The organism is Vibrio sp. MEBiC08052 (assembly GCF_001506075.1).
Classification (GTDB): Bacteria; Pseudomonadota; Gammaproteobacteria; order Enterobacterales; family Vibrionaceae; genus Vibrio.
Genome location: NZ_KQ947475.1, coordinates 939845 through 965424, shown reverse-complemented (window position 1 = coordinate 965424; position 25580 = coordinate 939845). Strand labels below are relative to the sequence as shown.

Genomic DNA, 25580 nt, shown 5'->3' with positions numbered 1-25580 from the left:
AGAGCAACTTGAATTCACTGTCGATGTAAGGATATATATGATGAAAACTGCCACTATCTGGGGCATTGGACTCGCGGTCACACTCGCAGGTTGTGCTTCAAATACCAAAGAAGATAACTACCGTGAAGCGTCTTTTGAACTTTGTAATACCGACGTGAAAGTCTACTCGCTGGATAATGCAGGACGTGTCCGCATCGTCTGTGCCGACGGCTCTAAATTTGCCCTCAAATCAGAAAGCACACTTGAAGTGATGCGTGGAATCAACATTGACTACTGTGACGGCGAAGGGTTGGGCAAATTTACTGAGAGTGAAAGCTACTACTTATTCAAATGTAAGTCAGGCACCACACTAAGTATCTCTAAAGATTAATCCCCGCATTTTGAGGTGATGTTTTCTGTCACTTTACTGTTTAGCCGGCACTTTTGAATCTCTTGCTTGGTTGTGAATGTACTTTATCTCAAAACAATAAACCCGCTTAAAAGCGGGTTTATTTTTATCATCGCAATGCAGATAGCTTATGCGTAGACAGGCAGACGCTTACAAATTTCAAGAACTTTTGCTTTCGTCGCGTCAATCACGCTTGGGTCATTGATATTGTCCAGCACATCACACATCCAGTTTGCCAACTCTTTTGCATCATCGGCCGTGAAACCACGTCGGGTAATCGCTGGCGTGCCGACACGAATGCCTGAAGTCACAAACGGACTCCGTGGATCATTGGGTACAGAGTTCTTATTGACGGTAATATTCGCTGCACCGAGTGCCGCATCCGCTTCTTTACCGGTGATATCTTTGTCGATCAGATCAACCAGGAACAAGTGGTTTTCGGTACTATTCGAGACGATTTTATAGCCACGCGCCTGAAACTGAGCAACCATCGCTTTGGCATTTTGCACAACGCGAGCCTGATATGCTTTAAATTCAGGCTCCATCGCTTCTTTAAACGCAACCGCTTTTGCCGCAATCACATGCATCAGAGGACCACCCTGACCACCGGGGAATACAGCAGAGTTCAGTTTTTTGTACATCTCTTCACCAGCGTTCGACAGAATCAAACCACCACGAGGGCCAGCCAGTGTTTTATGTGTTGTGGTGGTAACAACGTGAGCATGCGGAACAGGCGTTGGATAAACGCCGGCAGCAATCAGACCTGCCACATGTGCCATATCGACAAATAGGTAAGCACCGACTTTATCAGCAATCTCACGCATCCGAGCCCAATCCACAACCTGTGAATAGGCAGAGAATCCACCGATAATCATTTTCGGCTTATGTTCAACAGCCAGCGATTCCATTTCGTCATAGTTAATCTGACCAGTTTCATCAATCCCATAAGGGATCACATGATAGTGTTTACCTGAGAAGTTAACCGGAGAACCATGCGTTAAGTGACCACCGTGAGCCAGACTCATCCCTAAAACCGTATCACCGGGATTCAATAATGCCATGTACACGGCACTGTTAGCCTGAGAACCTGAGTGAGGCTGAACGTTTGCATATTCACAGTTAAACAGTTCACATGCGCGTTCAATCGCTAATGTTTCAACTTTATCGACATACTCGCAACCACCATAATAGCGCTTACCAGGATAGCCTTCTGCATACTTATTGGTCAGCTGAGAACCTTGAGCTTCCATGACGCGTGGGCTGGTGTAGTTTTCTGAAGCAATAAGTTCAATGTGTTCTTCCTGACGAAGAGTTTCTTCTTGAATGGCTGCGAAAAGATCCGCATCATAATCAGCGATATTCATATCACGCTTAAGCATCTGTATCTCCTGACTCAGATTGACTGGAAAGTTTAATAAAACTACATTCTGACTTAACGCAAACGTTTTCGTCACTTAATTTGGCGCGTATTCTACCTAAATTGATTTATGTCATAAAGCCCAAATATACAAATTATCATGCAGTTTTTTCATGATACCGAAAAGTCACACCATGATAGCAATCATGAGTGTCAACTTTCAGGTTTACATGATGTAAAGTACCAAAGACATAGGTTTACCTGAATTTATCGTTTCTAGCTACCGAAAACGTCACCTTTTCTTTAGTATTCTCCGCAAATTATCCCAATACTTTTTGACTATCGATGGAAAAGCACACATTTCAGGAAGATATCATTGCCATCATTACCGGTAGCTTTTTGGTTGCTCAGGGAATTATGTTTCTGCAAGCGGCCCATGCTATTACCGGCGGAACGGCAGGATTAGCACTATTACTCAATCAGTTCACCCCCTACTCCTTTGGGGTGCTGTATCTGCTATGTAATGCCCCTTTTTATTTGCTCGCCTGGAAACGGTTTGGCCGCCGATTCGCGCTGAACAGTCTGATTTCCGGACTACTGGTCTCTCTGTTTACCGATCTATTTTCACATCTAATTCAGTTGACACATGTCAATGCTATTTACTGTGCGATCACGGGAGGGCTTTTCATGGGGCTGGGGATGTTGATCCTTTTTCGCCACCGTTCAAGCTTAGGCGGGTTCAACGTTTTGTGCTTATTTATTCAGGATAAATTAGGGATTTCTGTAGGTAAGACACAATTATGTATTGATGCGTCAATTGTCTGTGCATCGTTATTTTACCTCTCCACAACGACGATTGCTGTTTCAGTACTCAGCGCAGCCGTACTCAACGTGGTACTTGCGATGAACCATAAACCATCCCGATATTCTGTCACTTACGGTTCATCATAAACGGATGGTCATTATAAAGGTGATTGGTGATTATAAACGATAAAGTACAGAGTATTTTGTCTTACATAACCTGATGTTGAACAAGAAATAGCACATTTGTCCAAAAAGACATCATTCAGTCATAAATTATTAGAAAAGGCTTTACAGGCCGTATAGGTTTGCTATGATGCGCCCCGCACCGAAGAGATGAATCGGGAATATTTCTTCACTATAAAGTGCACACCCTGGAGGGGTTCCCGAGTGGCCAAAGGGAGCAGACTGTAAATCTGCCGGCTCCGCCTTCGATGGTTCGAATCCGTCCCCCTCCACCATATTCAACATGGTTGAATTATTTAATTCCATGCAATGGTTTGATAAAGTAATTCAGGCATGACAAAACACTCCGGAGGGGTTCCCGAGTGGCCAAAGGGAGCAGACTGTAAATCTGCCGGCTCCGCCTTCGATGGTTCGAATCCGTCCCCCTCCACCATATAGAAAAGCCAGCGTATCGCTGGCTTTTTTTCTATCGCCATTCAGGCAACTGATTCGCTTCGGATTTCTTACAATGGCAATGTCCGATTCAACATGCCACTTATTATTACGATAACCCAAATGACAATCACCCAAAGCAAAGCGACTCAGACAGATAAATCGCCTCTCTGCTTTATTTTATCATTTCATCAATTCAAGCTTACTTTCTGTACGTAGCTGTACCGATAAAAAGCCATCAAGCCAAATAGGCTGGTACATCTTTGATGCTATCAAGCACCACATCAGCCAGTGATTCACCGGCTTCAGTCACCGGTTTTCCGGTGCGGACCAGAATTGAAGTACCAACCCCCGCGGCCTGAGCTGCAACCAAATCTGAAGGTTTATCACCAACCATCACCGAATTGGCCATATCGATGTTAAGAAAATCACGCGCAGAAATAAACATTCCGGGCTGAGGTTTTCGGCAGTCACAGTCCTGTTTATATTTATCGTGACCATGCTCAGGATGATGCGGACAATAATAGATCCCATCCAACTCAACTCCGTGATCAATGAAGTTCCAGTCCATCCACTGAGTCAGGCTCAAAAAGCGATCTTCAGTAAACAAACCTCGGGCGATACCTGCCTGATTCGTGACCACGACTAAAAGATACCCCATATCTTTCAAGCGTTTTGTCGCTTCAAAAACCCCATCAATGAAGTGAAAATCATGCTCATCATGAACATAACCACTATCAATATTGATCACACCATCGCGATCCAGAAACACTGCTGGTTTGGCCAAAGCTTTACCCCATCCGACTGATTAATGTCGGCTATTATACTCAAACTGACTGTCGGAGATACACCCAAATCCCCTTTGTATCTCGTTACAGATTTTTAATTGCTTTTTCCCAACAAATCGCCACAATATTAACTTTAGACGTCTAGACGTCGAAAATGATTGACTTCATTATCATGAAGCCATAGCATCCACTACCAAATCGCAGGTGTTGTTCGGGTTGAATACAATTTCATCTATCAACACACCATACCTCAGCATACAATTCGTCATCTGAGGTGGAATTCAATGAATAAGCTAAGTACTCCTAGTCAGGGTTTCTAATGATTGAAATAAATCACGTCAATAAAATGTTTGGTCAAGGCGACAATCAGATACTCGCCCTGAAAGACATTAATCTCCATATCCGGCAAGGGACGATCTTTGGTGTGATCGGTTCTTCCGGTGCAGGGAAAAGTACGCTGATACGCTGTGTCAATATGCTGGAGTCTCCCACCAGCGGTGAAGTGATTGTTGACGGTGTTGATCTGACCAAATTGAGCGCAGCTCAGCTGTGTCAGGCCAGACGCAATATCGGCATGATATTCCAGCATTTTAATCTGCTATCATCCCGAACTGTATTTGACAATATTGCTTTACCGCTGGAACTTGCAGGTCAGAATCAGCAGTATATCCATAATAAAGTGAATGAATTGCTGACACTTGTCGGCCTTACCGACAAAAAACAGGCGTATCCATCTAACCTCAGTGGCGGACAAAAGCAACGCGTTGCTATCGCACGCGCATTGGCGAGTGATCCCAAAGTGCTGTTATGTGATGAAGCCACCAGTGCATTGGATCCGGCGACGACCCAATCGATTTTACAACTGCTCAAACAGATTAACCGCCAGTTAGATATTACGATTTTGCTGATTACGCATGAAATGGATGTCGTTAAAAGTATCTGTCACGAAGTCGCCATCATCGGTGACGGTGAGTTGGTTGAAAAAGGCAGTATCAGCGATATTTTTGCCCATCCGAAAACAGAGCTCGCTCACCAGTTTATTCGCTCGACACTGGATTTATCGATTCCGGAAGATTATGAAAGTCGTCTCCATCCGCAACGCGTGCCGGGCAGTTATCCGCTCGTTCGGATGGAGTTTACCGGCGCCACGGTTGATGCCCCATTGGTTTCACATATCTCACGGGATTTTAATATGGATGTGAATATTCTCAGTTCGGATCTCGATTATGCCGGTGGTGTCAAATTTGGCATGTTGGTCGCAGAACTCCTCGGAGAAGATGCCAACGATCAGGCAGCGATTGAATATCTCCGTTCACAGCATGTAAAAGTAGAGGTCCTTGGGTATGTCAATTAACCTCATCGTTGACTGGATCAGTCAAAACAATCATCTGATTTTGAATGCCACCGGGCAAACAGTCTATATGGTTGCAATCTCCGGTCTGGTCGGCTTTCTCGTCGGCATTCCGCTCGGTGTTATTCTGCATATCACAAAACCGAAAGGGTTGCTGGAAAACCGACGTCTTAACCGTATATTGGGTGCAGTGGTCAACATCGGTCGTTCGGTGCCATTCTTGGTCTTGATGGTCGCGATTATCCCGTTCACCAAACTCTTGATCGGCACGTTTATCGGCACAACAGCGGCAATCGTCCCATTGACTATCGGTGCAATTCCGTTTGTGGCCCGACTGATTGAAGGTGCGCTGCTGGAAGTCCCTGCCGGTCTCGTTGAAGCTGCCCAAGCGATGGGAGCGAAACCGCTGCAAATCATCACCAAAGTTCTGTTGCCGGAAGCGATGCCAACCATTCTCAATTCAGTCACCATTACGCTGGTGACACTGGTCAGTTACTCGGCAATGGCCGGAACCGTCGGCGGCGGCGGACTCGGTGATGTAGCGATTCGTTATGGTTTCTACCGTTATGACATTACTGTGATGGCTGTGACTGTTATCATGCTCATTGTTCTCGTTCAAATTATTCAGTCAATTGGCGATGCCGTCGTACGCCGAGTTGATCACAGATAGTTGATAACAGATAAACAATAAAAACATCGATGATTGATGATCATCGCTCAGGATTAAGCCAAGGAGAAGTTTATGAAATTAAGTTTAAAGGGTTTACTAACGATTGCTACAGCAGCTTCAGCGCTTGTGCTGGCCGGTTGTGGTGATAAAACTGCCGATAATAACAAAATCAAAGTGGGTGTGATTGCCGGTGCAGAAGCACAGGTTGCTGAAGTTGCTAAAAAAGTGGCAAAAGATAAATACAATCTTGATGTCGAGCTGATCACATTCACCGATTATGTCACGCCCAATGCAGCACTTGATGATGGTTCTGTGGATGTAAACGCATTCCAGCACAAACCTTATCTGGATCAGCAAATTGCAGATCGTGGTTACAAATTAGAGATTGCCGGCAATACGTTTGTTTATCCGATTGCAGGATATTCCAAAAAAATCAAATCAGTTGATGCGCTGAAAGATGGTGATCGGATTGCCGTGCCAAATGATCCGACTAACCTTGGTCGCTCACTGATCCTCCTTCAGCAGCAAGGTCTGATTACCTTACGTGATGGTGTCGGACTGAAAGCAACTGTACAAGATATTGTGAAAAATCCAAAACAGTTAGAAATCCTTGAATTAGATGCGGCACAACTGCCTCGTTCACTGGATGATGTTTCTATCGCGATTATCAATACAACTTTCGCCAGCCAACTACACCTTTCTCCGGAAAAAGATGGCCTTTTTGTCGAAGACAAAGAATCACCATACGTCAACCTGATCGTTGCGCGTGAAAATAACGTCAATGATGAAAACGTGCAAAACTTTGTCAAAGCTTATCAGACTGATGAAGTTTATAACGCAGCGATGAAAATCTTCAATGACGGTGTTGTAAAAGGCTGGTAAAACCAAATTTTACAGTCAACACGATAACAACATCCGTCTCGGTACTCATTTGTCTTGGCAATAAAAAAAGGGCATTCAATGCCCTTTTTTATTGCTTCATTTTGATGAACACTTACTTCAGGTAATCCCACGACAGATTCGAAACAATCCGGCACGAATCACATTTGAAATGGAAAATATCGTGCAGAGGTTCGGCTAGCCGCCATTCGCTGCCACATTTCGGACAACAACGGTGCTGCTCATCTTCCAAACTGGTTCCACCGACGCGGTACTGATAATAGTAAGTAGGGATTCTCGTCAAATACTCAATGCGCCCTCGCAAATCCCAGCCACGCCGGAACAAATCACTATCCGGCATCATGATTTCTTTTAGAGCTGCATGTTCAGCCTGACACCCGCCGGCCATCTGTAGCTCATCACAAGCCTGCCATTCCGTCTGCCACTTAATTATCGCTTTATGATCACCATTGAATGTCGCAGGAATCCGATACAAAGGAATTGGCAGGAGCGTTTTGCCATTGCGCAATGGCGAACACGTATGAACATAGGTGGTATAAAGCACCTGCCATTGACGCGGTTCATCGGGGTCCGTTTGTTCCGAGTGCATATCTCGCCCAAGGACACGCACTTTCGGGGCGAGTAAACTGGCCTCAGCCAGTCTTGCGATACATCGGCGGACAAAATCGGAGTGATAATCCGGGTGCAGACTCTGTTTCTCCGCACAGACCGCCCGGACAAAAAACTCACCGTCTCCCATGACAACAGGAAATTCACGTCCCAGAATCTGCCCGTTAAACCGTAATGCTTCCAGTAACCCCGAAATCACACCTTCAACGGCTGTAACCGTTGTGTTATCAAAACATTCAAACTGGAGTTCAACAACGTACATCAGTTACACCATCGGTTCTAATTGTTCTAAAAAAGCATCCAGCGTCGGTGCCAGTATGTCCCGTTTTGATGTGCCGAGGCGCTCCAAAATAACCTCACCACTCAGATTACAAATCGAGATCACATCGAGTTCCGCATCGGTGGAAGCAATAAAAACAGTGGGTTTGAGTTTCAAACGGCGTTGGGTCACCAAATGGCCTAAAATATTCTCCTGCAACCGGGCAAAATCGTCTTCACTCCAAACTTGCAGTAACGTTAATGACTCACCTTGCCAGCGAGCTCCCATATCGGCACAAAACTGTGTGCCGTAAAATGCCTTAATATCCTCATGTAAATTCAGATCAATCGCCTGCTCAGCGCTTGCAAAGTCAGCGGGTTCACTTCGACTGACTGGCTGCCAGTACACAATGTCACCTTGTGTAGCATCAATACAAGGCGAGGGCCAATCCGCTAATTCGGTATTCATTGGCAAACAACCATGTTTCTGTTGATACGCCAATATATAACGCTGACAAAAGTGCGTCAGGGATGATGATAGAACCATTTCACTCATGTTATTCTCCGAATTATCACTGTGATACCGCCATTTTCTCCGGCCCGGGCCAAAGAAAGCAATCGCGCTCCGCAGATTATCGGTTTTCTCCGATAATTTATCGATCATTTCACGAAGACAGCCCGCGCCTAATGACATTGGCGGGTGGATTGCGTAAAATTCTCCGTATTCTAAACGAATTTAGTCCTGAGCATGAGCAAATATTCCGATACCGAAGCCTTGGCTGACCTTAAGTTAGGCCAAGATACTATCTATGCAAGTCATTATGATCCTTCGCTGCTGCAAGCAGTCCCTAGAAGCCTAAACCGAGATGACCTGCAGTTATCGGAGCCACTGCCGTTTCAGGGGTGTGACCTCTGGACGCTTTATGAGCTATCATGGCTTAACGCTAAAGGGTTACCGCAAGTCGCAATCGGATATGTTTCAATCCCTGCCACCAGCCCGAATCTGATCGAATCCAAATCATTTAAACTTTATCTAAACAGTTTTAATCAGACAAAATTTGACGATTGGCAGTCGGTTCATGCCAGACTCAGTGCTGATTTATCTGACTGTGCCGGCGAAGAAGTCACGGTTAATCTCAGACATGTCAATGATTTCACTCACCAACACATCATCACAATGGAAGGTGAATGTATTGATGAACAGGATATTGAAATCGACCAATATGCATTCAACGCAGCCTATCTGGAACAAGCAACCGGAAATACCTTTGTTGAAGAAACCCTGCATAGTCACCTCTTGAAATCCAATTGTCTCATCACCAATCAACCGGACTGGGGCAGCGTTGAAATACGTTATCGTGGCAGACAGATCAATCGCGAAGCACTCTTGCGTTATCTGATCTCTTTCCGTGAACACAATGAATTTCATGAACAGTGTGTGGAACGGATTTTCACCGATCTGATGAAATATTGCGAACCACAATCATTAACCGTGTATGCACGGTATACCCGTCGCGGAGGGCTGGATATAAATCCTTACCGCTCAACGGAAGATAGCCAGCCGGCCAGTGTTTTGCGTATGGCACGTCAATAAGCAGGCTGGGAGTCACCGTTCAGATGATCAAAACCATCCGAAATGCGCTACCTTTATGGTTGCTTTTCAGTAGCTGCCATATGGTGCTTGCTAGTGTTTACACCTCTCCCACCTTGGAAGAAGCCAATCTACTTCTGGATATTTCGCCGAAGGAAGCACAGTCACTCACGTCGGCTTATCTGACCAAAAGAACCTTATCGGATACGAATGAGAAAACCCCGTCGAAGATCACCAATGAAAGCTCAGACAACCTCATCCGCACACCGAATTCTAGTGTTGAGGCCATGGAGATCCTGGCTCAGGCACTGTTTCGCCAGGGGTATTATGATGAAGCACTGCGCTATCTGAAAAGTGCCATCGCATTAACCCAAAAATACCAGTTGCCTTATCTGGAAATCGAGGTTCGTCAGTTGGAAATCCGTCTGAACTGGCTCCTCAATCATGACACACAACAGGCACGGACTCAGCTCAAAGAACTCTCCACCGCATTAGCCCAGCTTAAAAATGCTGAACAGCTTGGCAAACGAATTCACTATAATATTTTGATGCTTCTAGCTGAAATTGCCTCAAAATCTGATGAGAATGAGCTGGCAGAAAGCCATTATGAAGAAGCCAAAGCCTACATCAGCGAAACGCAATCCGTCAAAAGACAGATCGAGTATCATATTCAGGTCGGCAAGCACTACCTGAATCACAAGCGTTATAATAAAGCACTGTCAGAGCTGCTGACCGCTTATTGGAGTTCATTAGAATCCAATGATAGTGCATTACTGGCGATGACTAACTCGCTCTTGGCACAACTGTTTTATGAACGTAAGGTACTCGATAGAGCGCTTCTGTATCTGGCTCAGGCCGCTGATTTTTATGATGCCTATGAGGAATCCCCTGTACTGGTGGATATCCTCAAACGTATGGGCGATATCTACTACCAACAAAGTAAGTTCAATCTGGCACTCGTCTACTACCTGAACGTGCTGGATCACTCGGTCACACAGCACGACATGCAGCTTTTCATCGCGATACGGATTCGTTTGGCATCAACCTATATGCAGCTCTATAACTACCCGCTGGCCGAAGATTATCTGTCAGCGATTGAGCCATTACTGGCGCAGTTTAACTTTCCCCAGCTTCAGGGACAGACCTTACTCCTGAAAGCCGGGATCGCTTTTTATCAAAAGGATACGTCTCGGGCAATTGCACTGGCACGTCAGTCTGCTGTTCTGGCGGGCAAGACTCAGGATGATCAAACATTGATGCAGGCATTTAAGTTACTCTCCGAGTCATCTGAGAAGCAAGGCCACTATTTGGAAGCGCTCAACTATTCACGTCAGTACAACCAATTGAGTCAAAGACAGCAAAATCAGTTGAATCACATCAGCGAAGAAGCTTTCAAACAGCAAAAAATGTTTGTCGAGCAAACATTACATTTGGCAGGTCAAGATCGGGCGCTGAAGCAACAAGAAAAACATTATCGGTATTTACAAAATATTTCTTATGGCCTTTTTGCGACTGGGTTCATTTTCTTTCTACTCATTTTACGACGTGGTTACATTATTCGACAGCAGAACGAAGAGATCGAATATCTCAATAATCACTTATTCATGCATTCTCGCTCTCATTTGAATAATCTACGGATGCTTAATGAAGACCTCTCTTCTTCTCTACAAAAGAGCAGCCATACCTATGAACAATGGCATATCGGTGAGTTGATCCATGAGCCTCTCAGTGATCGATTACGATTTGCGATGATCGATATTCCTTTCTTACGCAATATGTATCTTGAGCATGGCTACACAGAAGGTCTCAAGCTTGAGTTAGCATTTGGCGAATACCTGAAAGACAAACTGGACGAACACATGCGCCTGTTTCATTTTACGGATGCCAACCTTGTCTATGTGGAAAACAATCACATACAAGCCGATGAGAACGATGAAACGTCTCCGCAAGCATTGTTCGAAAAAATTCAAACGTGGGTGAATGAGTTTCAGCCATCCAGTCATTTGAATCGGATCATTCGAATCGGCATCACCGATTACCCGTTTTTACCGAAAGCGTATACCGCAATCAATGAGAAAGAGTTACTGGATATCCTGCTGATGGCGACCAGCGCGTCAAGAGAGCTCAGCATCACGGAACAGAGTAGCCATTGGGTTTATTTGAAAGCAATCGACAATGCCCCGGCGGCCAGCTTTGCAACAGATGATATTCGTCAAGCCTGCCGACAGGCAATTAGCCAAGGACTGATTAAAGTGCATTCTTCACATAAAAATGAAGAAAGCATCAAGAATCTGCTCAAGGATACATAAACACTGTATCAGTCGCACTTTCACTGATGATTTTAACTGATAGAATACCGGCTCATCGATTCGATCATTCATGGTGAGCACCACTTACATCATCATCCTATCTGACCCGTTCAGATCCCAACTCAATAAAGTTCGTTTGACACACAAAGCAACTTCGGTTCAAATCGAGGGGAGAGAACAGCGTACTGAAACGATGTATCATTTTTCTGTCATCTGCTAACGTGACAATGACATGCCAAATGACCAGTGGTTATATTGGCAGAACAAACAAAACAACAACAACGTAAATACACGGATTCCCTTGGATTTGCTGTGATTGACAAATACTGAAACAACAGACGTTGACTATGGAAAAAACAATGACCAATCTTGAACGCCACATTCGTCATGGCGGAGAGACTTTGTTAAGAATTCCCGGGTTGCCCTCAAAGGTAAAACGGGATCTTCGCGATCTATTGAACGTCTCTTCTGTTCATTCATCGCCAAAATCAGAGCAAGCGGTAAAATTGCTGGGCCTTTATGAGCGTTCGGTCAAAATTATTGCAACGAATCCACACCGTTCAAATGCCATGAGTCATACGGCAGAACAAGCACTGCACAAAAAATTATCCGATGAGCTGCAAACACTGATCACCGAGCTGGATTTTGAAGGCGAATCCGGAGAGGTGCTGATGGATATCCGCGCCAAGTTATTGGTCGGTGTTACGCCCAATACACTATTGGAGCTAACGCTGGAGGTCCTGCGACTGGTCGTTGAGGGGACAACCTATGAGCGTAAGAAATCAGAACAATTCCTTGAGCAGATCAATAGTTCTTTGGCTATGCATCTTAAAAGTACCAAGCAGAGCATTCAACAGAATCAGAGTTATCTGTCACACCGTCAGGAAATGAATCTAGAGTTCAACACGCTGATGACCCGAAGTAACAAAATTCTGAAAGAAGAACAGGATTATGCTTCACTCAAATCCGGTTTAATGCCATTACTGGCTCAGTTGACGACTTTATCAGAACGTCTCACTCATGCTGAGCTGCGTGAAAAAGCATTGATTGAACGGATGGAGTACACTCGCAATCAAGCCGAGTCACTATACGAATCGACCCAAGACTATCGCTGCCGGCTCGAAGATCAAGCGCAGAGAGTGCTGCAAGACCCATTAACCAAAGTGTATAACCGAGCAGCTTTTCATAACCGTCTGGAATTAGAATACCATCGGTGGATCAAAAACCAACATCCCCTGCGAGTCGTATTACTCGATATCGATAACTTTAAGGGACTCAACAAAAATTTTGGCTACTCAGCCGGCGATAAAGCCCTGAAAATCATTGCCAAAACAATTCAAAAAGAACTGTCTGATACCGATACGGTCGCTCGTTTTTCCGGTGAAGAATTCATGATCATCATGCCGGACCGTGCCGAACAGGAAAGTTATCTGCTAGTGCAAACCATTTTACGTCAAGTCGAGCGGCTTCCTTTCAAATTTAAAGATAAACATCTCACCATTACACTAAGTGCTGCCAGTGTCGCATTTCAAGAAGGTGATACGCCGGAAGAGCTTCTGGAACGAGTTTATCATGCATTACAAAAAGCCAAAAAAGCCGGCTCAAATCAAGTCAGTTGGCAATAAAACGTTTTAAGCATAACCCCCGCAGAGGTGAGTGTTTTTTAACCAATCCAACACAATAGAGTGATAAACATCACATCATTGAACAGTTTCAGTTCCCTAGTTGATCATCTACGGACTAGATTGTTACTGTAAAATCATATAGTTATTATATTTATTTATCATTAGCCTCAACCTATTAGAAAAACATATTATTCCGTACTTATTATCAAGGAGGCATTCATGATTACTCATATCAGCCCGACCGGAAGTATGGATCTGCTCTCGCAGATTGAAGTGGAACGCCTGAAGAAAACTGCATCCAGCGGGGATCTGTACCAACTTTACAGAAACTGTACACTTGCTGTCTTGAATTCTGGCAGCCATACCGACAGCTCTAAAGAGCTACTGGATAAATATCAGAACTTTGACGTCAACGTCCTCAGACGGGAACGGGGCATCAAACTAGAATTGATTGAACCACCTGAACATGCCTTCGTTGATGGCGAAATTATCAAAGGGATTCAAGAACACCTTTGTTCCGTGTTACGCGATATTGTTTATGTCAACATGCATGTCGCAGACAGCAAACGATATAATCTGACCGATTCCGTCTATAACACCAATTTAGTTTTCGATATTTTGCGTAACGCCCGGACACTCGTGCCCGGACTCACCCCGAACCTAGTGGTCTGCTGGGGCGGTCATTCAATCAATCCGGTTGAATACCAGTACACCCGCGAAGTCGGCAATGAACTCGGACTGCGTGAGCTCAACATCTGTACCGGCTGTGGCCCGGGAGCCATGGAAGGTCCGATGAAAGGCGCGGCAATCGGCCATGCGAAACAACGTTATAAAAATGCACGCTATATTGGCCTGACCGAACCCTCAATCATCGCGGCCGAGCCACCAAACCCGATCGTGAACGAGCTGATCATCATGCCAGACATCGAGAAACGTCTGGAAGCGTTTGTTCGCATGGCGCACGGTATTATAATTTTTCCCGGTGGTCCGGGCACGGCTGAAGAACTATTATATATTCTCGGCATCATGATGCATCCGGACAATGCCGAGCAACCGCTACCGATTATTCTGACCGGCCCGAAAGGCAGCGAAGACTATTTCAACTCAATCGATCAGTTTATCAGTGAAACGTTGGGAGATGCGGCTTGCAAACACTATCAGATTATCATTGATGATCCCGCGAGAGTCGCGCGCAAAATGAATGAGGCAATGCCCGTTGTCCGTCAATTTAGAAAAGCGCATGGTGATGCTTACAGTTTCAACTGGTCACTCAAAATTGATCCGGAGTTTCAGTTGCCATTTGTGCCAAATCATCATGCGATGGCGAATCTTGATCTGCACATGAACCAGAAACCGGAAGTGCTTGCTGCCAACCTACGCAAGGCATTTTCAGGAATTGTAGCAGGAAATGTCAAAGCAGAAGGCATTCGGGAAATCGAACAACATGGTCCTTTCATCATCGATGGAGAGCGGGCAATCATGCAAAAAATGGACAAGCTCTTGAAGGATTTCGTCCAACAGAACCGCATGAAGCTGCCCGGCGGACATGCTTATGAGCCCTGCTATAAAATTGCCAACAATTAAGCATGGGTTGCCCGAATACGTCATTATCCACTAGAATAGGGGCTTCGGCCCTTATTTTAATATTCTCCTGAGCGAAGAACGCTGATGTCTTTACACCTTGTCATTATCGACGCACTCAACCTGATTCGCCGCGTTCACTCAGCACAACCCAATGCTGAAGATATTGAACGAACGTGCCAAACAACCAGCCGGACTTTAGCCAAAATCATTCAAGAGACGTCTCCCTCGCATATCATTGCTGTGTTTGATCATGATTCTGATGATCGCGGTTGGCGTGCACAACTGCTGCCTCAATATAAAGAAAAACGGCAACCGATGCCCGATGCTCTGAGACAAAATATGGACACCATTCAACAGGCATGGTGGGAAATCGGTATCGACTCTCTCCTCTCCAGTGGTGACGAAGCCGATGATCTGGTTGCCACGCTGGCGACCAAGGTTGCCAGTCATCAGGAACAAGTGACCATCATTTCAACCGATAAAGGCTACTGTCAGTTGCTCTCTCCGACCCTGAGAATTCGGGATTATTTCCAGCATCGGTGGTTGGATCAGGAATTTATCACTCAAGAATTCGGCGTACGTCCCGAACAGCTGTGTGACTACTGGGCGCTCACTGGCATTCATTCCAGTCAAGTCAGCGGTGTACCGGGGATTGGCCCTAAAGCGGCGAAGGAAATTCTTAATCAGTTTAGCGATATTGAGCAAGCCTACCAAAGTACGGAGCTGCCGAAGAAATATCAGAAAAAACTCACAGAACATATTGAATTGGCACGTCAGTGCAAAGCCGTCGCAACCCTCAAAACCGATATTCAGCTGGGATTTAACCTGCAAGATATTCGCTTTCAGCCACCGGAGAGCGAGTCATAATCGACACGCTCCCAGCATCTGGAAATCAAAGCTACTACTCACTCAGTGAGGAGAAATATTGGACAAACTCCGAACATGCACGGTAATTTCTTCCCGATCATGATAAAGATGCTTGGCCTGTAACCGAAAATTGACATGGTTATCCTTCAGAAAATGTTTCAGGTTATCGATATCCTGCAACACTTCATCATAACGTCCCTTCATCGGCAGCTTCAGATTAAACAGTGCCTCTTTTGCCCATCCGCGGATCAACCATTCACCCATCAGTTGTGCGACCCGAGCCGGCTTTTCGACCATATCACACACTAACCAAGTCACATTCTTACGCGGTGGTTCAAATTTAAAGCCATCTTCCATATGATGTTTGACCTGTCCGGTGTCCATCAGACTCTCAGCCATCATGCCATTATCGACCGCATGCACAAACATCGAACGTTGCACCAACTGATACGTCCATCCACCGGGACATGCCCCCAGATCAACCGCCCACATCCCCGAGGCTAAACGTTCATCCCATTCCGAACGGGGAATAAAGACATGAAATGCTTCTTCCAGCTTCAGGGTCGAACGACTCGGTGCATCCGCCGGAAACTTCAAACGGGGAATCCCCATGAAAAACGGTGAGTTATTATTGGTATATGAATAGCCGATATAACAATGGCCGGGGGCAATAAAACAGACATGCAACACCGGTTTCTTCGGCTCGTCTTTGCCAAACAGAATGCCTTTTCCCCGCAATGCCTGACGCAGCGGTACCGTAAATTTACGGCAAAATTTCAGTAGCTCTTTGGCCTCATTGGTATCCGGTGTTTCGACCCGCAGATCACCACAGCGAGGTATCCCTTCAATCTCAGCCAAAGACTGGAGAATCGGAGAAATCCGATCGTCTGTCGGTAAGGATTCACACGTCACACAGACTGCAAAAATCTGGCGGGCAAAAATCAGGCTCTGAAAGTCGATCTCACGAATCAGCTTATCGGCATCCCCCTCCTGATAACATTCAAACAGCACATATCCGGTCTGATACTTCAAACGGGGAAACCCAAACACTTCGATTCGGCTTGCCTTGTCTTGGATTTCTCCGGCACATTCTTTCTCAAAACCGGCACGGCAATAGAGCATGACCTGCTTCACTGATTCACCTCTTTCATATTCCATGCAGCGACAAACATCAGCACCCATCCAACAATAAAACAGACTCCGCCGAAAGGCGTGATAGGACCAAACCATTTCACGCCGGTCAACGCTAATGCGTACAGGCTGCCGCTAAAGCAAAAGATGCCGATAATAAAACAGATTCCGGCCCGATAAAAATATTTCTGCACCGTTTGGTGCGATGAAAGCATCATCATCACCCCACATCCTAATAAGGCTAAGGTGTGAATAAACTGATAGCGAACGCCAACTTCAAAAACCCCGAGAAAATTCGGGGATAAAATCGTTTTTAAACCGTGGGAAGCAAAAGCGCCCAGCCCCACCCCAAACGCCCCAAAACAGGCGGCAAAAAGAAATAGCGATTTACTTTTCATCATGAATGCTCCGGATAAACTCACTTAATTGTTCCACCACCGAGGCCAGATTGTCTTGCTCGGTATAACCTGAACTTTTGCGGGGCTTAAAGCTATGGTCGCCATCGGGCACATAAACCACCTCAACCTGCGGACTCATCGGCATTGCCATCACTTCCTCTCGGCAGCCAAACGAGTCCCGTTCTCCCTGTAAAATCAGACATGGCTTTTCACACGTTGCTAAATGCTCGCCTTTTTGTTTCTCCGGTTTACCGGGGGGATGAAACGGAAAACCGAGGCAAGCAATCCCTTTCACCAACTCATGCTGAGTGAACAGGCTCGCCATACGCCCGCCCATGGATTTCCCACCGATCACCACAGGTTGAGTCGCATAATGTTGAATGACAGACTCAAAAGCAGCCATCAGTTTCGGGGCACGATCCGGTGGAAACTTCTTCGCTTCCTGTGCTCTGCGGATCATGTACGGAAAATTAAAACGAACCACGCGAATGCCTTTGTCGGCCAATCCACACGCAATATGCGCCATAAAATCATGATCCATATCCGCCCCGGCACCATGGGCAAAAATAAATACCGGGCCATCATCGGGCCCGTTCAGCTGTACATGTGCACTACCCGGTTGGTATACGTTGCTGTCCACACTGTTACTCGCTGTCATAGTTTTCATCTAAAATGACCTCTTGTTCTCGTCGGGCGCGGTTCAACATCCAGTTGCGAAATGTAGCAATCCGTCCGGTATTGGCCTGTTTTTCATGGCAAACCAGATAAAAAGCGTTATCGGTCATCAGCACTTTATCAAATAAGGGCACCAGCCTCCCGGCTTCAATTTCCGGCTGAGCCAACACATTATTGCCCAGTGCAATACCCTGACCATGAGCAGCAGCCTGTAATACCATTGTCGAGTGACTGAAAATCGGACCATGATCAACCGCAATGCCTGACAAATGATTTTCCCGGGCAAAGGTTTTCCAATCCTGCCGGGAGGTATCATGCAACAACGTATGATGAGATAAATCTTCCAGTGAATGAAGTGGTTTTCCCTGCGCCAGCAATAATGGCGAACAGAGCGGAATCAAGAACTCCTGATAAAGTTTATCTGTTCTTAATCCCGGCCACAGTCCTTTGCCGTAATAAATGGCGACATCAACATCATCCACTAAAGAGCCTTCTTCTCTATCAACTGCTTTTATCCGAACATCGATATCCGGTTGCTGCTGATTAAAGTCAGCCAAACGAGGAACCAGCCATTGAATTGCAAAACTTGGTGGCAAGCTGATGGTTAATGTCCCCTTTTCACTGCGGGATAGGAGCTTATCCGTCGATTCCTGAATCGCTGTAAAAATATCTTTAATTTCAAAAAAATAACTTTGTCCCTCTTCTGTTAACAAAAGAGAGCGATTTCTTCGGATAAATAGCTTCAACCCGAGAAATTCTTCTAACGACTTGATTTGATGGCTCACAGCGGCCTGAGTGACATATAACTCTTCTGCAGCTTGCGTGAAGCTTAAATGACGAGCTGCGGACTCAAAAACCCGCAATGCATTCAGGGGAGGCAACCTTTTGTTCACACCATGATCCTTAACTGAAATGGATTAGTTTTTTTTATGCGAAGCATTATAATTTGTCCATTGTTTACCTGCCAGAAAAAACCTATATTTTGTCCCGCAGACAAGTCTGAATGACTTGATTCTCCTTAGGATCAATAGACTTTGTGTTGCGATGTTGTGTTTGCAAACTCGTATTTCGAGTATGTGGTGTTTCACCACTTGTTCTGTGGCTCCCAGCCACAAAGCATACTTCCTGTATTTATTTTGACCTGTCTGTCAAATATTTCACACCGCCTTCCGATGGGCGGTGTATTTTTATCTGCTCTATGGTTTTTCTGCTGTTCAATCAACCAAGATTCATAATCGTGTCAAAAAACACTCACAAATCAAGCTACGGATTTACTACGACACTTCCGCTGCGATACTTCAGGACTTCGCTCTTGTTCCGCTCTGAACATTCACCTTTGACTCGATCAGCCCCAATAAAAAAAACCAGCCGGGATGTTACTGCGGCTGGTCTTATCGGACAGAGCGGTTTTAAGGGCGATAAACCTTCACGTTCTCAAAACCCTGTTCTTTGAGGTATAACGCTTGCAAACGGCTCATGACACCGCGAGCACAGTACAATAAATAAGTTTTTGACTGATCCAAGTCACCGAACTGAGTTGCCAGCTTGTAAAAAGGCAGGTGTTTCACTTCTACCCCTTCCAGAACCAACGGATGCTCATCTTCTTCATCCGGGCTACGAATGTCCAATACGACGGCATGTTCCTGAATCGCATCAACCAATTCAACTTCCGGTGCCTGTAGCTCCGTTTCCTGAGCAATATTGCGGATGTCCATTTGACGCGCACTGTGGATCACTTGATCTAAAATGGCAAAATCAAACTTCGCTTCTTCAGCTTCCAGCTTTGCCTGAACCGCTTTGACGGTCGGACGGCGAGAAATCACCCCGCAATATTCCGGCATGGTTTTAGCAAAATCTTCAGTACCGATATCTCTGGCAAGATTGATAATGTCTTCTTTATCCCAGTTGATCAGCGGACGTAAAATCAAACGCTCAGTCACACCATCAATATGACGCAAGTTGGTCAGTGTCTGACTCGACACCTGCCCTAACGCTTCACCGGTGACCAGCGCCTGAATATCAAATCGTTCAGCGATCATCCCTGCTGCCCGCATGAACATCCGTTTCAGTACTACGCCCATCTGCCCGTCATCGACTTTTTCCAGAATTTCCGCCACAACCGGTTCGAAATCAACCGCAATGAAGCGAACTTTGGCCGACGAACCAAATTTATTCCATAGATAGTAAGCCACTTGCTTCACGCCAATTTCATGCGCCGGGCCGCCTAAATTAAAAAAGCAATAATGGACTTTTGAACCGCGTTTGATATGCAGATAACTGGAAACACCAGAATCAAACCCACCGGAAATCAGGCTCAGCACATCTTCTTGTGTCCCGAGCGGGAAGCCGCCCAACCCACGATGACGAGCAATAATCTGGTTCAGTTTATCGCCTGACACTTCGACCCGAACCACGATATCAGGGTTGTTGAGTTTCACCCGGGCACTTTCAACCGCTTGGTTCAGCCCGCCACCGACGTAGCGTTCCAGCTCAATTGAGGTGAAGTCATGCTGGCCGCGTCTTTTGGCACGAACCACAAAGGTTTTATTTTCAATCTTATGCCGGCTGTGAGCCAATACTTGTTCATAAATATCATGCAGATCGCGAAACTCAGACTGCAGCACTTCAAGTACATGATGAATACCCGGTGTATGGGTCAGAATTTCCAGTGTTTCAGCATAATATCGATCGCTCTCTGAGGTGACTTCGATATGATCACGACGGTTAAAAACCGCAACCGATTCTGTCCGTCGTTTAATAATATTGCGAATATTACATTCGAGAATTTTGGTAAAACGTTTCCGTACCGATTCACTTTTAACAAAAATTTCCGGATGGGGCTTAACAATAAATTTCATAGGATCATTCGCAACTCAGATTAATACGTCACTGTCTGGTTTACACGGTTTAGCTGTTAACTGTTAACAGCATCAACAAACAGCAATGAAAGGCGCAGAATTATACACGAGAAGCACTGACAGGGAAAACATCTATTCTGCCTGACAGCGGTTCTCGGTAAGTATTCATGAGAAAGGATTACTCAGATAGCGTGATAGTCTCTGAGTGACATCATTTGATGCTCGGACGGGTATCCCGTCGATTTAGGGGACCGAATGACCTTTGGATGCAACCCAAATACGATACCATTGCTCACGGCTCAACTCGATTTCCAGCGCCGCGACAGCGGCTTTGACCCGCTCGATTTTTCCGGAACCGAGGATCGGAATGGGCAACGCGGGCAAACGTCTGACCCAAGCATAAATCACTTGATCAATGCTTTGCGCCCCCACTTCTTGCCCGATCTCTGTGAGGGTCTGACGGACACGTCGTGCCTGTTCACTCTCACCGTTGAAAATAGCACCGCCTCCCAAACATGACCAAGCCATTGGCCGGGTTCTGAGCATTTGCATCAGATCTAAGGTGCCATCATGGGCAACGTCGAAATTGAGCGGATTGATTTCAACCTGATTGGTGACCAGTGGTTTATCAAGACGAGACTGTAACAGCTCGAATTGTGAGGGGGTAAAATTAGACACGCCGAAATGTTTGACTTTGCCGGCTTGGTGTAATGTTGCAAACGCCTCCGCCACTTCATCGGCATTCATCAACACATCAGGACGATGAATCAACAACACATCAATTTCATCAATACCGAGACGCATCAGTGAGTTATCGACCGATTGGAGAATATGAGCTCTGCCTGTATCGTAATGATTGATTTGTCGGTGTGGAAAAGCATCACTGCATAATTGAATGTCACACTTGGTCACAACCTGAAGATACTGCCGCACCGAAGGGTCCAGCGCCAAAGCTTCACCAAACAGTGTTTCACAGGTGTACTGACCATAAATATCCGCATGATCAACCGTGGTAATCCCGAGTTCAACATGCTGTTTTAAGAAAGACAACCGCTCCTGAGGAGTCATTTGCCATTCGGCCAGCCGCCAGTACCCCTGAGCAATTTCTGAAAACGCCGGTCCCTGTTCTGCAATGGTTACTTGATTCACCATATATCCTCCGTCCAATCAATGGGTCATTTCAATAAAGAAAGTGTGATAAAAAAAGTAAGCCATATTGGCTTACTTTTTATTTCTATCATGATTTTATCACGCAGGGTACAGCCTTCACTTGATCTCGATAGTTATCTCTGAATGATCACTCTCTAGGGTTGTTGTTTGCCAGAAGTCGGTTGCTGTACCGATGGTACTTCATCACTATAAGTCGGTTTCCCTTGCAGAATACTGATATCTACACGTCTGTTTTGAGCACGTCCTTTGGCTGTATCATTCGAAGCAACCGGTTGTGTGTCAGCCATACCGCGGACTTCCATTCTTTCATGATTAAAACCGGGGACTTTTTCCATTTCCTGAGCCACCGATACAGCTCGCTGCGCAGATAAATCCCAGTTTGAACGATACAACTCAGAGTCAAGCGGTTGATTATCCGTATGACCGGAGATCCGGACAATCCCGGGGATATCTTTAACCAACTCTGCGATTTGCCGCACCAACGGTCGGAACTTCGGTTGCAAAAATGCAGAATCTTTGGGGAATGCGCCTTTTTCACGAATACGAATCACAATTTCCTGACCGAGATTTTCAACCTCGACAGCGCCCTGCTCAATTTCTGTCGCTAATGCTTTTTGTAGATTTTCTGAGACGATCTCCATCTCTTCCGTGCTTGGGGATTGCGCTTGCTGTTGTTGGTCAACCGATTCATCATTCTGATTATCCTGCGTCGATGTTTCCGGAGACTGCCCGCCGGTCAGGTCTCCTTCTTCACGTTGTGTTCCACCCGCACGATCCGCATCGCCTTCCTGGAACTCAAGCGTTTGCTGTGTAATATCAATGGTTTGCTGCATGATGACATCGATTGGCGTCGGTTCCGGCCGCCCCGGTCTGAATTCCTGAGCGATCACACTGGTGCCTTTCGGAATATCTTTCACTTCCAGTCGGTTCTGAACCCCAAAAGCAAATTTCATCGAACCGGCAATCTGCTTAAACTTCAGGACATCCATTTCGGAGAAAGAGAGGAGCAACACGAAAAAACACATGAGCAGAGACATGAGGTCAGAAAATGTCGCCAGCCACGCCGGTGCGCCCGGAGGAGGACATTTACATTTATTCTCTTCATCCATCGTTGACTTCCCCGTGCTTACTCGTTGTCCACATCCATCGCTCGCTTGCCTTCATTCAGATAGTTTTTCAAATAACCGTCAATCACGCGAGGGTTTTGTCCATCCTGAATCGCCAAAACGCCATCCATAATGAGACGGCGATTCAACATTTCCTGCTCACGGCGTAGAGCCAACTTATCCGCAATCGGGAAAAAAATCATGTTTGCCATGACCGCACCGTAAAGTGTCGTCAACAATGCCACTGCCATCGCCGGACCAATCGATTTCGGGTCATCCATGTTTGACAACATCGCCACCAGACCGACCAGTGTCCCGATCATCCCCATCGCAGGTGCGACATCACCATAGGCTCTGAATACCGCAGTCCCGGCTTCGTGACGCTCTTCTGTCAGTGAAATATCTTTTTGGAGTGCCGAACGAACAACGTCAGCGTCATGACCATCAACCAACAAGTCAATCCCTTTCTGCATGAAGCTGTTACTGATTTCCATCTCTTCCAAGGCCAGAAATCCACCTTTCCGGGCCGCATCTGCCATTTCAACGATTCTGGCAATCAAATCTTCCGGTTCATCAGCCTTAAACATAAACGCTTTGGCTGCGATTTTCCCTGCCCCAAAAAATTGCCCGAAAGTAAACTTCATCATGACAACGCATGTTGAACCACCCACAACGATTAACACCGAGGTGATGTCCACGAACATCATCAGACCACCACCCAAAACCATGGCCATTACAATGAAGGCTAAACCACCTATCAAACCAATCAGTGTAGCTAAATCCACGAAACACTCCTCATGCAACCATTCAATTTTGAGAGTTCTCTGACTCAGGGTATCGGCAACGGTATCAAATCTTTAACTAAATTATGGACTCTGCCCGTAAAAAATGCAGTAAAGTCTTTATATTACCAAACTCATTCCTACAATCATCTCAAGATGCAGCGACAACAGAAATCCGTCACGTCAACACCTGATGAGCTCTGAAGTCGGAGCCTCAGAGTAACTGCGTATAAGTTTATACCGAAAACCAATAGAAAATCATAGATGCTCTCCTGAATCCTTACCAAAGCCCGATATTTATGATCTCTGGCAAAACTTATGACATTGAAGTGCACATCGCGTAAAAAAGAAACAAGGGGCGATTTAATGTAAACAGGTTATCTGTCGGAATCATGTCAGTTCGAACATTTGCAGCAACCGCATGCCACACACGCCATCCGATAAAAACTTCAGAACAGTCTTTTTAGCAATTGATTTTTTCAAATTCGAGAGCAAAATTGTGTTGTGGGAGTAAATTATTCCGGTTCTATTTGACCATCTTCACGCCCTGCGGTAACTTTCCCCCATTCCTCACCGATTGGAAGTTCTATGGCGAGCAAAAAACCTGAAAATATGTCATATGAGGCCACAATTGAAGAGTTGGATACGTTAGTCAACCAACTTGAAAATGGCGATTTGCCTTTGGATGACGCATTGAAAACATTTGAACGGGGTATTGCTCTGGCCCGTGCTGGTCAAGCGAAACTCAACGACGCTGAACAACGAGTCAAAATTTTGCTCAGTGATAGTGATGAAGCTGCCCTGAGTGATTTTGTCGAATCTGATGATCAATCAGAAGTATAAGTTCATATGATAACCACCCTAAGCACTTATCAGGCTCGGAATAACCAGCAGTTAAATCGCTGGCTTGAGCAATTTCCGCATCAGAATCAATCCTTGATTGAAGCGATGCGCTACGGATTGTTGTTGGGCGGCAAGCGTATTCGTCCCTATCTGGTTTACATCACCGGGCTGATGCTGGGATGTCAACAGGAAGAACTCGATACGCCCGCATCGGCGATTGAGTGTATCCATGCCTATTCCCTGATCCATGACGATTTGCCGGCCATGGACGATGATGCATTGCGTCGCGGGCAGCCGACCTGTCACATCCGCTTTAACGAAGCAACCGCGATTCTGACCGGAGATGCCTTACAGACGCTGGCTTTTACGATTCTTGCTGAAGGCTCGCTGGCAGAGAATGCCGAACCTTACCGGGTCAAAATGGTGCAGGCTTTGGCGCACGCCTCCGGTGCGATGGGGATGTGTATGGGGCAAGCGTTGGATCTCGAGGCCGAACGTCGTCAAGTGATGCTGAGCGAATTAGAAGAGATTCATCGCCATAAAACGGGCGCGCTGATCCGATGTGCCGTACGCCTCGGAGCATTGTCAGCCGGCGAAAAAGGTCAGGCAATTCTGCCCTATTTAGATCGCTATGCCGACGCAATCGGCCTTGCATTTCAAGTTCAGGATGACATTCTGGACATTGTCAGTGATACCCAGACACTGGGGAAACCGCAAGGTTCGGATTCCAAGCATCACAAAAGTACTTATCCCTCACTACTGGGACTCGACGGAGCGGAGCAGAAAACACAGTCTTTATTGAATGAAGCAATTCAGGCTCTGGCATCTATTCCTTATAATACTGATTTACTTGAACAGTTCGCTCAATATGTGATTGAGCGGAAAAGTTAATAAGATCATA

Annotated in this window: 24 protein-coding genes and 2 tRNA genes; 14 read left to right on the top strand and 12 right to left on the bottom strand. The window is 45.9% G+C overall.

Going from position 1 to position 25580, the window contains the following annotated elements; translation table 11 throughout:
* The first annotated feature begins 40 nt into the window (after positions 1 to 40).
* On the top strand, positions 41 to 370 hold the full coding sequence (locus VRK_RS04370) for a hypothetical protein (RefSeq protein ID WP_059120259.1): 330 nt from the start codon (positions 41 to 43) through the stop codon (positions 368 to 370).
* Positions 371 to 516: 146 nt separating this feature from the next.
* On the opposite strand, the gene glyA is transcribed toward VRK_RS04370, so the two are convergent.
* Positions 517 to 1767, bottom strand: a complete 1251-nt coding sequence (gene glyA / locus VRK_RS04365; protein ID WP_059120258.1) for a serine hydroxymethyltransferase — start codon at positions 1765 to 1767, stop codon at positions 517 to 519.
* Positions 1768 to 2090: 323 nt separating this feature from the next.
* Between glyA and VRK_RS04360 the strand changes: the two genes are divergently transcribed.
* The 3 genes from VRK_RS04360 to VRK_RS04350 all read left to right on the top strand — a co-directional run bounded on the left by VRK_RS04360 (position 2091) and on the right by VRK_RS04350 (position 3165).
* Entirely contained in the window at positions 2091 to 2696 is a 606-nt protein-coding gene (locus tag VRK_RS04360) for a YitT family protein (RefSeq protein WP_059120257.1), read from the top strand.
* Between the two features lie 226 nt (positions 2697 to 2922).
* Positions 2923 to 3007, top strand: a tRNA-Tyr gene (locus VRK_RS04355).
* 73 nt (positions 3008 to 3080) lie between these two features.
* Positions 3081 to 3165 (top strand) — tRNA-Tyr (locus VRK_RS04350).
* A 237-nt stretch (positions 3166 to 3402) separates the two neighbouring features.
* Here VRK_RS04350 and gmhB read toward each other — a convergent pair.
* On the bottom strand, positions 3403 to 3951 hold the full coding sequence (gene gmhB, locus VRK_RS04345) for a D-glycero-beta-D-manno-heptose 1,7-bisphosphate 7-phosphatase (protein ID WP_059120256.1): 549 nt from the start codon (positions 3949 to 3951) through the stop codon (positions 3403 to 3405).
* Positions 3952 to 4271: 320 nt separating this feature from the next.
* Here gmhB and metN point away from each other — a divergent pair, with 320 nt between their 5' ends.
* The 3 genes from metN (at position 4272) to VRK_RS04330 (ending at position 6855) form a co-directional block, all read left to right on the top strand.
* A complete protein-coding gene (metN, locus tag VRK_RS04340; RefSeq protein WP_059120255.1) occupies positions 4272 to 5306 on the top strand; it encodes a methionine ABC transporter ATP-binding protein MetN in 1035 nt (344 codons plus the stop codon).
* Positions 5296 to 5973, top strand: a complete 678-nt coding sequence (locus VRK_RS04335; protein ID WP_059120254.1) for a methionine ABC transporter permease — start codon at positions 5296 to 5298, stop codon at positions 5971 to 5973. Before metN ends, VRK_RS04335 begins: the two co-directional genes overlap by 11 nt.
* Before the next feature lie 72 nt (positions 5974 to 6045).
* A complete protein-coding gene (locus VRK_RS04330; RefSeq protein ID WP_059120253.1) occupies positions 6046 to 6855 on the top strand; it encodes a MetQ/NlpA family lipoprotein in 810 nt (269 codons plus the stop codon).
* A 112-nt stretch (positions 6856 to 6967) separates the two neighbouring features.
* Here VRK_RS04330 and VRK_RS04325 read toward each other — a convergent pair whose 3' ends face one another.
* The gene (locus VRK_RS04325; RefSeq protein ID WP_059120252.1) at positions 6968 to 7744 is read right to left on the bottom strand and encodes a Zn-ribbon-containing protein; all 777 of its coding nucleotides are present in this window, start codon (positions 7742 to 7744) and stop codon (positions 6968 to 6970) included.
* Positions 7745 to 7747: 3 nt separating this feature from the next.
* Positions 7748 to 8296 (bottom strand): SecY-interacting protein, encoded by a 549-nt coding sequence (gene syd, locus VRK_RS04320; protein ID WP_059122642.1) that lies wholly within the window; start codon positions 8294 to 8296, stop codon positions 7748 to 7750.
* 192 nt (positions 8297 to 8488) lie between these two features.
* Between syd and queF the strand changes: the two genes are divergently transcribed.
* The 5 genes from queF to xni all read left to right on the top strand — a co-directional run bounded on the left by queF (position 8489) and on the right by xni (position 15716).
* Entirely contained in the window at positions 8489 to 9334 is an 846-nt protein-coding gene (gene queF, locus VRK_RS04315; RefSeq protein ID WP_059120251.1) for an NADPH-dependent 7-cyano-7-deazaguanine reductase QueF, read from the top strand.
* 23 nt (positions 9335 to 9357) lie between these two features.
* Positions 9358 to 11640: a tetratricopeptide repeat protein gene (locus tag VRK_RS04310; protein WP_059120250.1), complete on the top strand. Its 2283-nt coding sequence runs from the start codon at positions 9358 to 9360 to the stop codon at positions 11638 to 11640.
* 359 nt (positions 11641 to 11999) lie between these two features.
* A complete protein-coding gene (locus VRK_RS04305) occupies positions 12000 to 13265 on the top strand; it encodes a GGDEF domain-containing protein (protein WP_443083410.1) in 1266 nt (421 codons plus the stop codon).
* Positions 13266 to 13484: 219 nt separating this feature from the next.
* Positions 13485 to 14849 carry a nucleotide 5'-monophosphate nucleosidase PpnN gene (gene ppnN / locus VRK_RS04300; RefSeq protein ID WP_059120249.1) on the top strand — a complete coding sequence of 455 codons (1365 nt, stop codon included), beginning with the start codon at positions 13485 to 13487 and terminating at the stop codon, positions 14847 to 14849.
* An 84-nt stretch (positions 14850 to 14933) separates the two neighbouring features.
* Positions 14934 to 15716 (top strand): flap endonuclease Xni, encoded by a 783-nt coding sequence (xni, locus tag VRK_RS04295; RefSeq protein WP_059120248.1) that lies wholly within the window; start codon positions 14934 to 14936, stop codon positions 15714 to 15716.
* A gap of 42 nt (positions 15717 to 15758) precedes the next feature.
* Here xni and rlmM read toward each other — a convergent pair whose 3' ends face one another.
* The 8 genes from rlmM to pomA form a co-directional block, all read right to left on the bottom strand.
* Positions 15759 to 16850, bottom strand: a complete 1092-nt coding sequence (gene rlmM / locus VRK_RS04290; protein ID WP_059120247.1) for a 23S rRNA (cytidine(2498)-2'-O)-methyltransferase RlmM — start codon at positions 16848 to 16850, stop codon at positions 15759 to 15761.
* A complete protein-coding gene (locus VRK_RS04285; protein ID WP_059122641.1) occupies positions 16847 to 17245 on the bottom strand; it encodes a DUF423 domain-containing protein in 399 nt (132 codons plus the stop codon). The genes rlmM and VRK_RS04285 overlap by 4 nt, the downstream gene beginning before the upstream one ends.
* Complete coding sequence (locus VRK_RS04280) at positions 17235 to 17903, bottom strand: alpha/beta family hydrolase (RefSeq protein WP_059120246.1); 669 nt, start codon at positions 17901 to 17903, stop codon at positions 17235 to 17237. The genes VRK_RS04285 and VRK_RS04280 overlap by 11 nt, the downstream gene beginning before the upstream one ends.
* Positions 17890 to 18813, bottom strand: a complete 924-nt coding sequence (locus VRK_RS04275) for a transcriptional regulator GcvA (RefSeq protein WP_059120245.1) — start codon at positions 18811 to 18813, stop codon at positions 17890 to 17892. The genes VRK_RS04280 and VRK_RS04275 overlap by 14 nt, the downstream gene beginning before the upstream one ends.
* Positions 18814 to 19329: 516 nt before the next feature.
* A complete protein-coding gene (gene thiI / locus VRK_RS04270) occupies positions 19330 to 20778 on the bottom strand; it encodes a tRNA uracil 4-sulfurtransferase ThiI (protein ID WP_059120244.1) in 1449 nt (482 codons plus the stop codon).
* 243 nt (positions 20779 to 21021) lie between these two features.
* Entirely contained in the window at positions 21022 to 21930 is a 909-nt protein-coding gene (locus tag VRK_RS04265; protein ID WP_059120243.1) for an aldo/keto reductase, read from the bottom strand.
* 152 nt (positions 21931 to 22082) lie between these two features.
* Positions 22083 to 23057, bottom strand: a complete 975-nt coding sequence (locus VRK_RS04260; RefSeq protein WP_059120242.1) for a flagellar motor protein MotB — start codon at positions 23055 to 23057, stop codon at positions 22083 to 22085.
* Positions 23058 to 23074: 17 nt separating this feature from the next.
* Entirely contained in the window at positions 23075 to 23839 is a 765-nt protein-coding gene (pomA, locus tag VRK_RS04255) for a flagellar motor protein PomA (RefSeq protein WP_059120241.1), read from the bottom strand.
* Between the two features lie 585 nt (positions 23840 to 24424).
* Between pomA and xseB the strand changes: the two genes are divergently transcribed.
* A complete protein-coding gene (xseB, locus tag VRK_RS04250; protein ID WP_038182060.1) occupies positions 24425 to 24679 on the top strand; it encodes an exodeoxyribonuclease VII small subunit in 255 nt (84 codons plus the stop codon).
* A 6-nt stretch (positions 24680 to 24685) separates the two neighbouring features.
* Positions 24686 to 25570, top strand: a complete 885-nt coding sequence (gene ispA / locus VRK_RS04245; protein ID WP_059120240.1) for a (2E,6E)-farnesyl diphosphate synthase — start codon at positions 24686 to 24688, stop codon at positions 25568 to 25570.
* The last annotated feature ends 10 nt before the right edge of the window (positions 25571 to 25580 follow it).

What these genes read in the sequence shown, in the direction of transcription:
- VRK_RS04370 (WP_059120259.1), top strand. Translation starts at nt 41, where the DNA reads ATGAAAACTGCCACTATCTGGGGCATTGGACTCGCGGTCACACTCGCA.
- glyA (WP_059120258.1), bottom strand. Translation starts at nt 1,767, where the DNA reads ATGCTTAAGCGTGATATGAATATCGCTGATTATGATGCGGATCTTTTC.
- VRK_RS04360 (WP_059120257.1), top strand. Translation starts at nt 2,091, where the DNA reads ATGGAAAAGCACACATTTCAGGAAGATATCATTGCCATCATTACCGGT.
- metN (WP_059120255.1), top strand. Translation starts at nt 4,272, where the DNA reads ATGATTGAAATAAATCACGTCAATAAAATGTTTGGTCAAGGCGACAAT.
- VRK_RS04335 (WP_059120254.1), top strand. Translation starts at nt 5,296, where the DNA reads ATGTCAATTAACCTCATCGTTGACTGGATCAGTCAAAACAATCATCTG.
- VRK_RS04330 (WP_059120253.1), top strand. Translation starts at nt 6,046, where the DNA reads ATGAAATTAAGTTTAAAGGGTTTACTAACGATTGCTACAGCAGCTTCA.
- VRK_RS04325 (WP_059120252.1), bottom strand. Translation starts at nt 7,744, where the DNA reads ATGTACGTTGTTGAACTCCAGTTTGAATGTTTTGATAACACAACGGTT.
- syd (WP_059122642.1), bottom strand. Translation starts at nt 8,296, where the DNA reads ATGAGTGAAATGGTTCTATCATCATCCCTGACGCACTTTTGTCAGCGT.
- queF (WP_059120251.1), top strand. Translation starts at nt 8,489, where the DNA reads ATGAGCAAATATTCCGATACCGAAGCCTTGGCTGACCTTAAGTTAGGC.
- VRK_RS04310 (WP_059120250.1), top strand. Translation starts at nt 9,358, where the DNA reads ATGATCAAAACCATCCGAAATGCGCTACCTTTATGGTTGCTTTTCAGT.
- VRK_RS04305 (WP_443083410.1), top strand. Translation starts at nt 12,000, where the DNA reads ATGACCAATCTTGAACGCCACATTCGTCATGGCGGAGAGACTTTGTTA.
- ppnN (WP_059120249.1), top strand. Translation starts at nt 13,485, where the DNA reads ATGATTACTCATATCAGCCCGACCGGAAGTATGGATCTGCTCTCGCAG.
- xni (WP_059120248.1), top strand. Translation starts at nt 14,934, where the DNA reads ATGTCTTTACACCTTGTCATTATCGACGCACTCAACCTGATTCGCCGC.
- VRK_RS04285 (WP_059122641.1), bottom strand. Translation starts at nt 17,245, where the DNA reads ATGAAAAGTAAATCGCTATTTCTTTTTGCCGCCTGTTTTGGGGCGTTT.
- VRK_RS04280 (WP_059120246.1), bottom strand. Translation starts at nt 17,903, where the DNA reads ATGACAGCGAGTAACAGTGTGGACAGCAACGTATACCAACCGGGTAGT.
- thiI (WP_059120244.1), bottom strand. Translation starts at nt 20,778, where the DNA reads ATGAAATTTATTGTTAAGCCCCATCCGGAAATTTTTGTTAAAAGTGAA.
- VRK_RS04265 (WP_059120243.1), bottom strand. Translation starts at nt 21,930, where the DNA reads ATGGTGAATCAAGTAACCATTGCAGAACAGGGACCGGCGTTTTCAGAA.
- VRK_RS04260 (WP_059120242.1), bottom strand. Translation starts at nt 23,057, where the DNA reads ATGGATGAAGAGAATAAATGTAAATGTCCTCCTCCGGGCGCACCGGCG.
- xseB (WP_038182060.1), top strand. Translation starts at nt 24,425, where the DNA reads ATGGCGAGCAAAAAACCTGAAAATATGTCATATGAGGCCACAATTGAA.
- ispA (WP_059120240.1), top strand. Translation starts at nt 24,686, where the DNA reads ATGATAACCACCCTAAGCACTTATCAGGCTCGGAATAACCAGCAGTTA.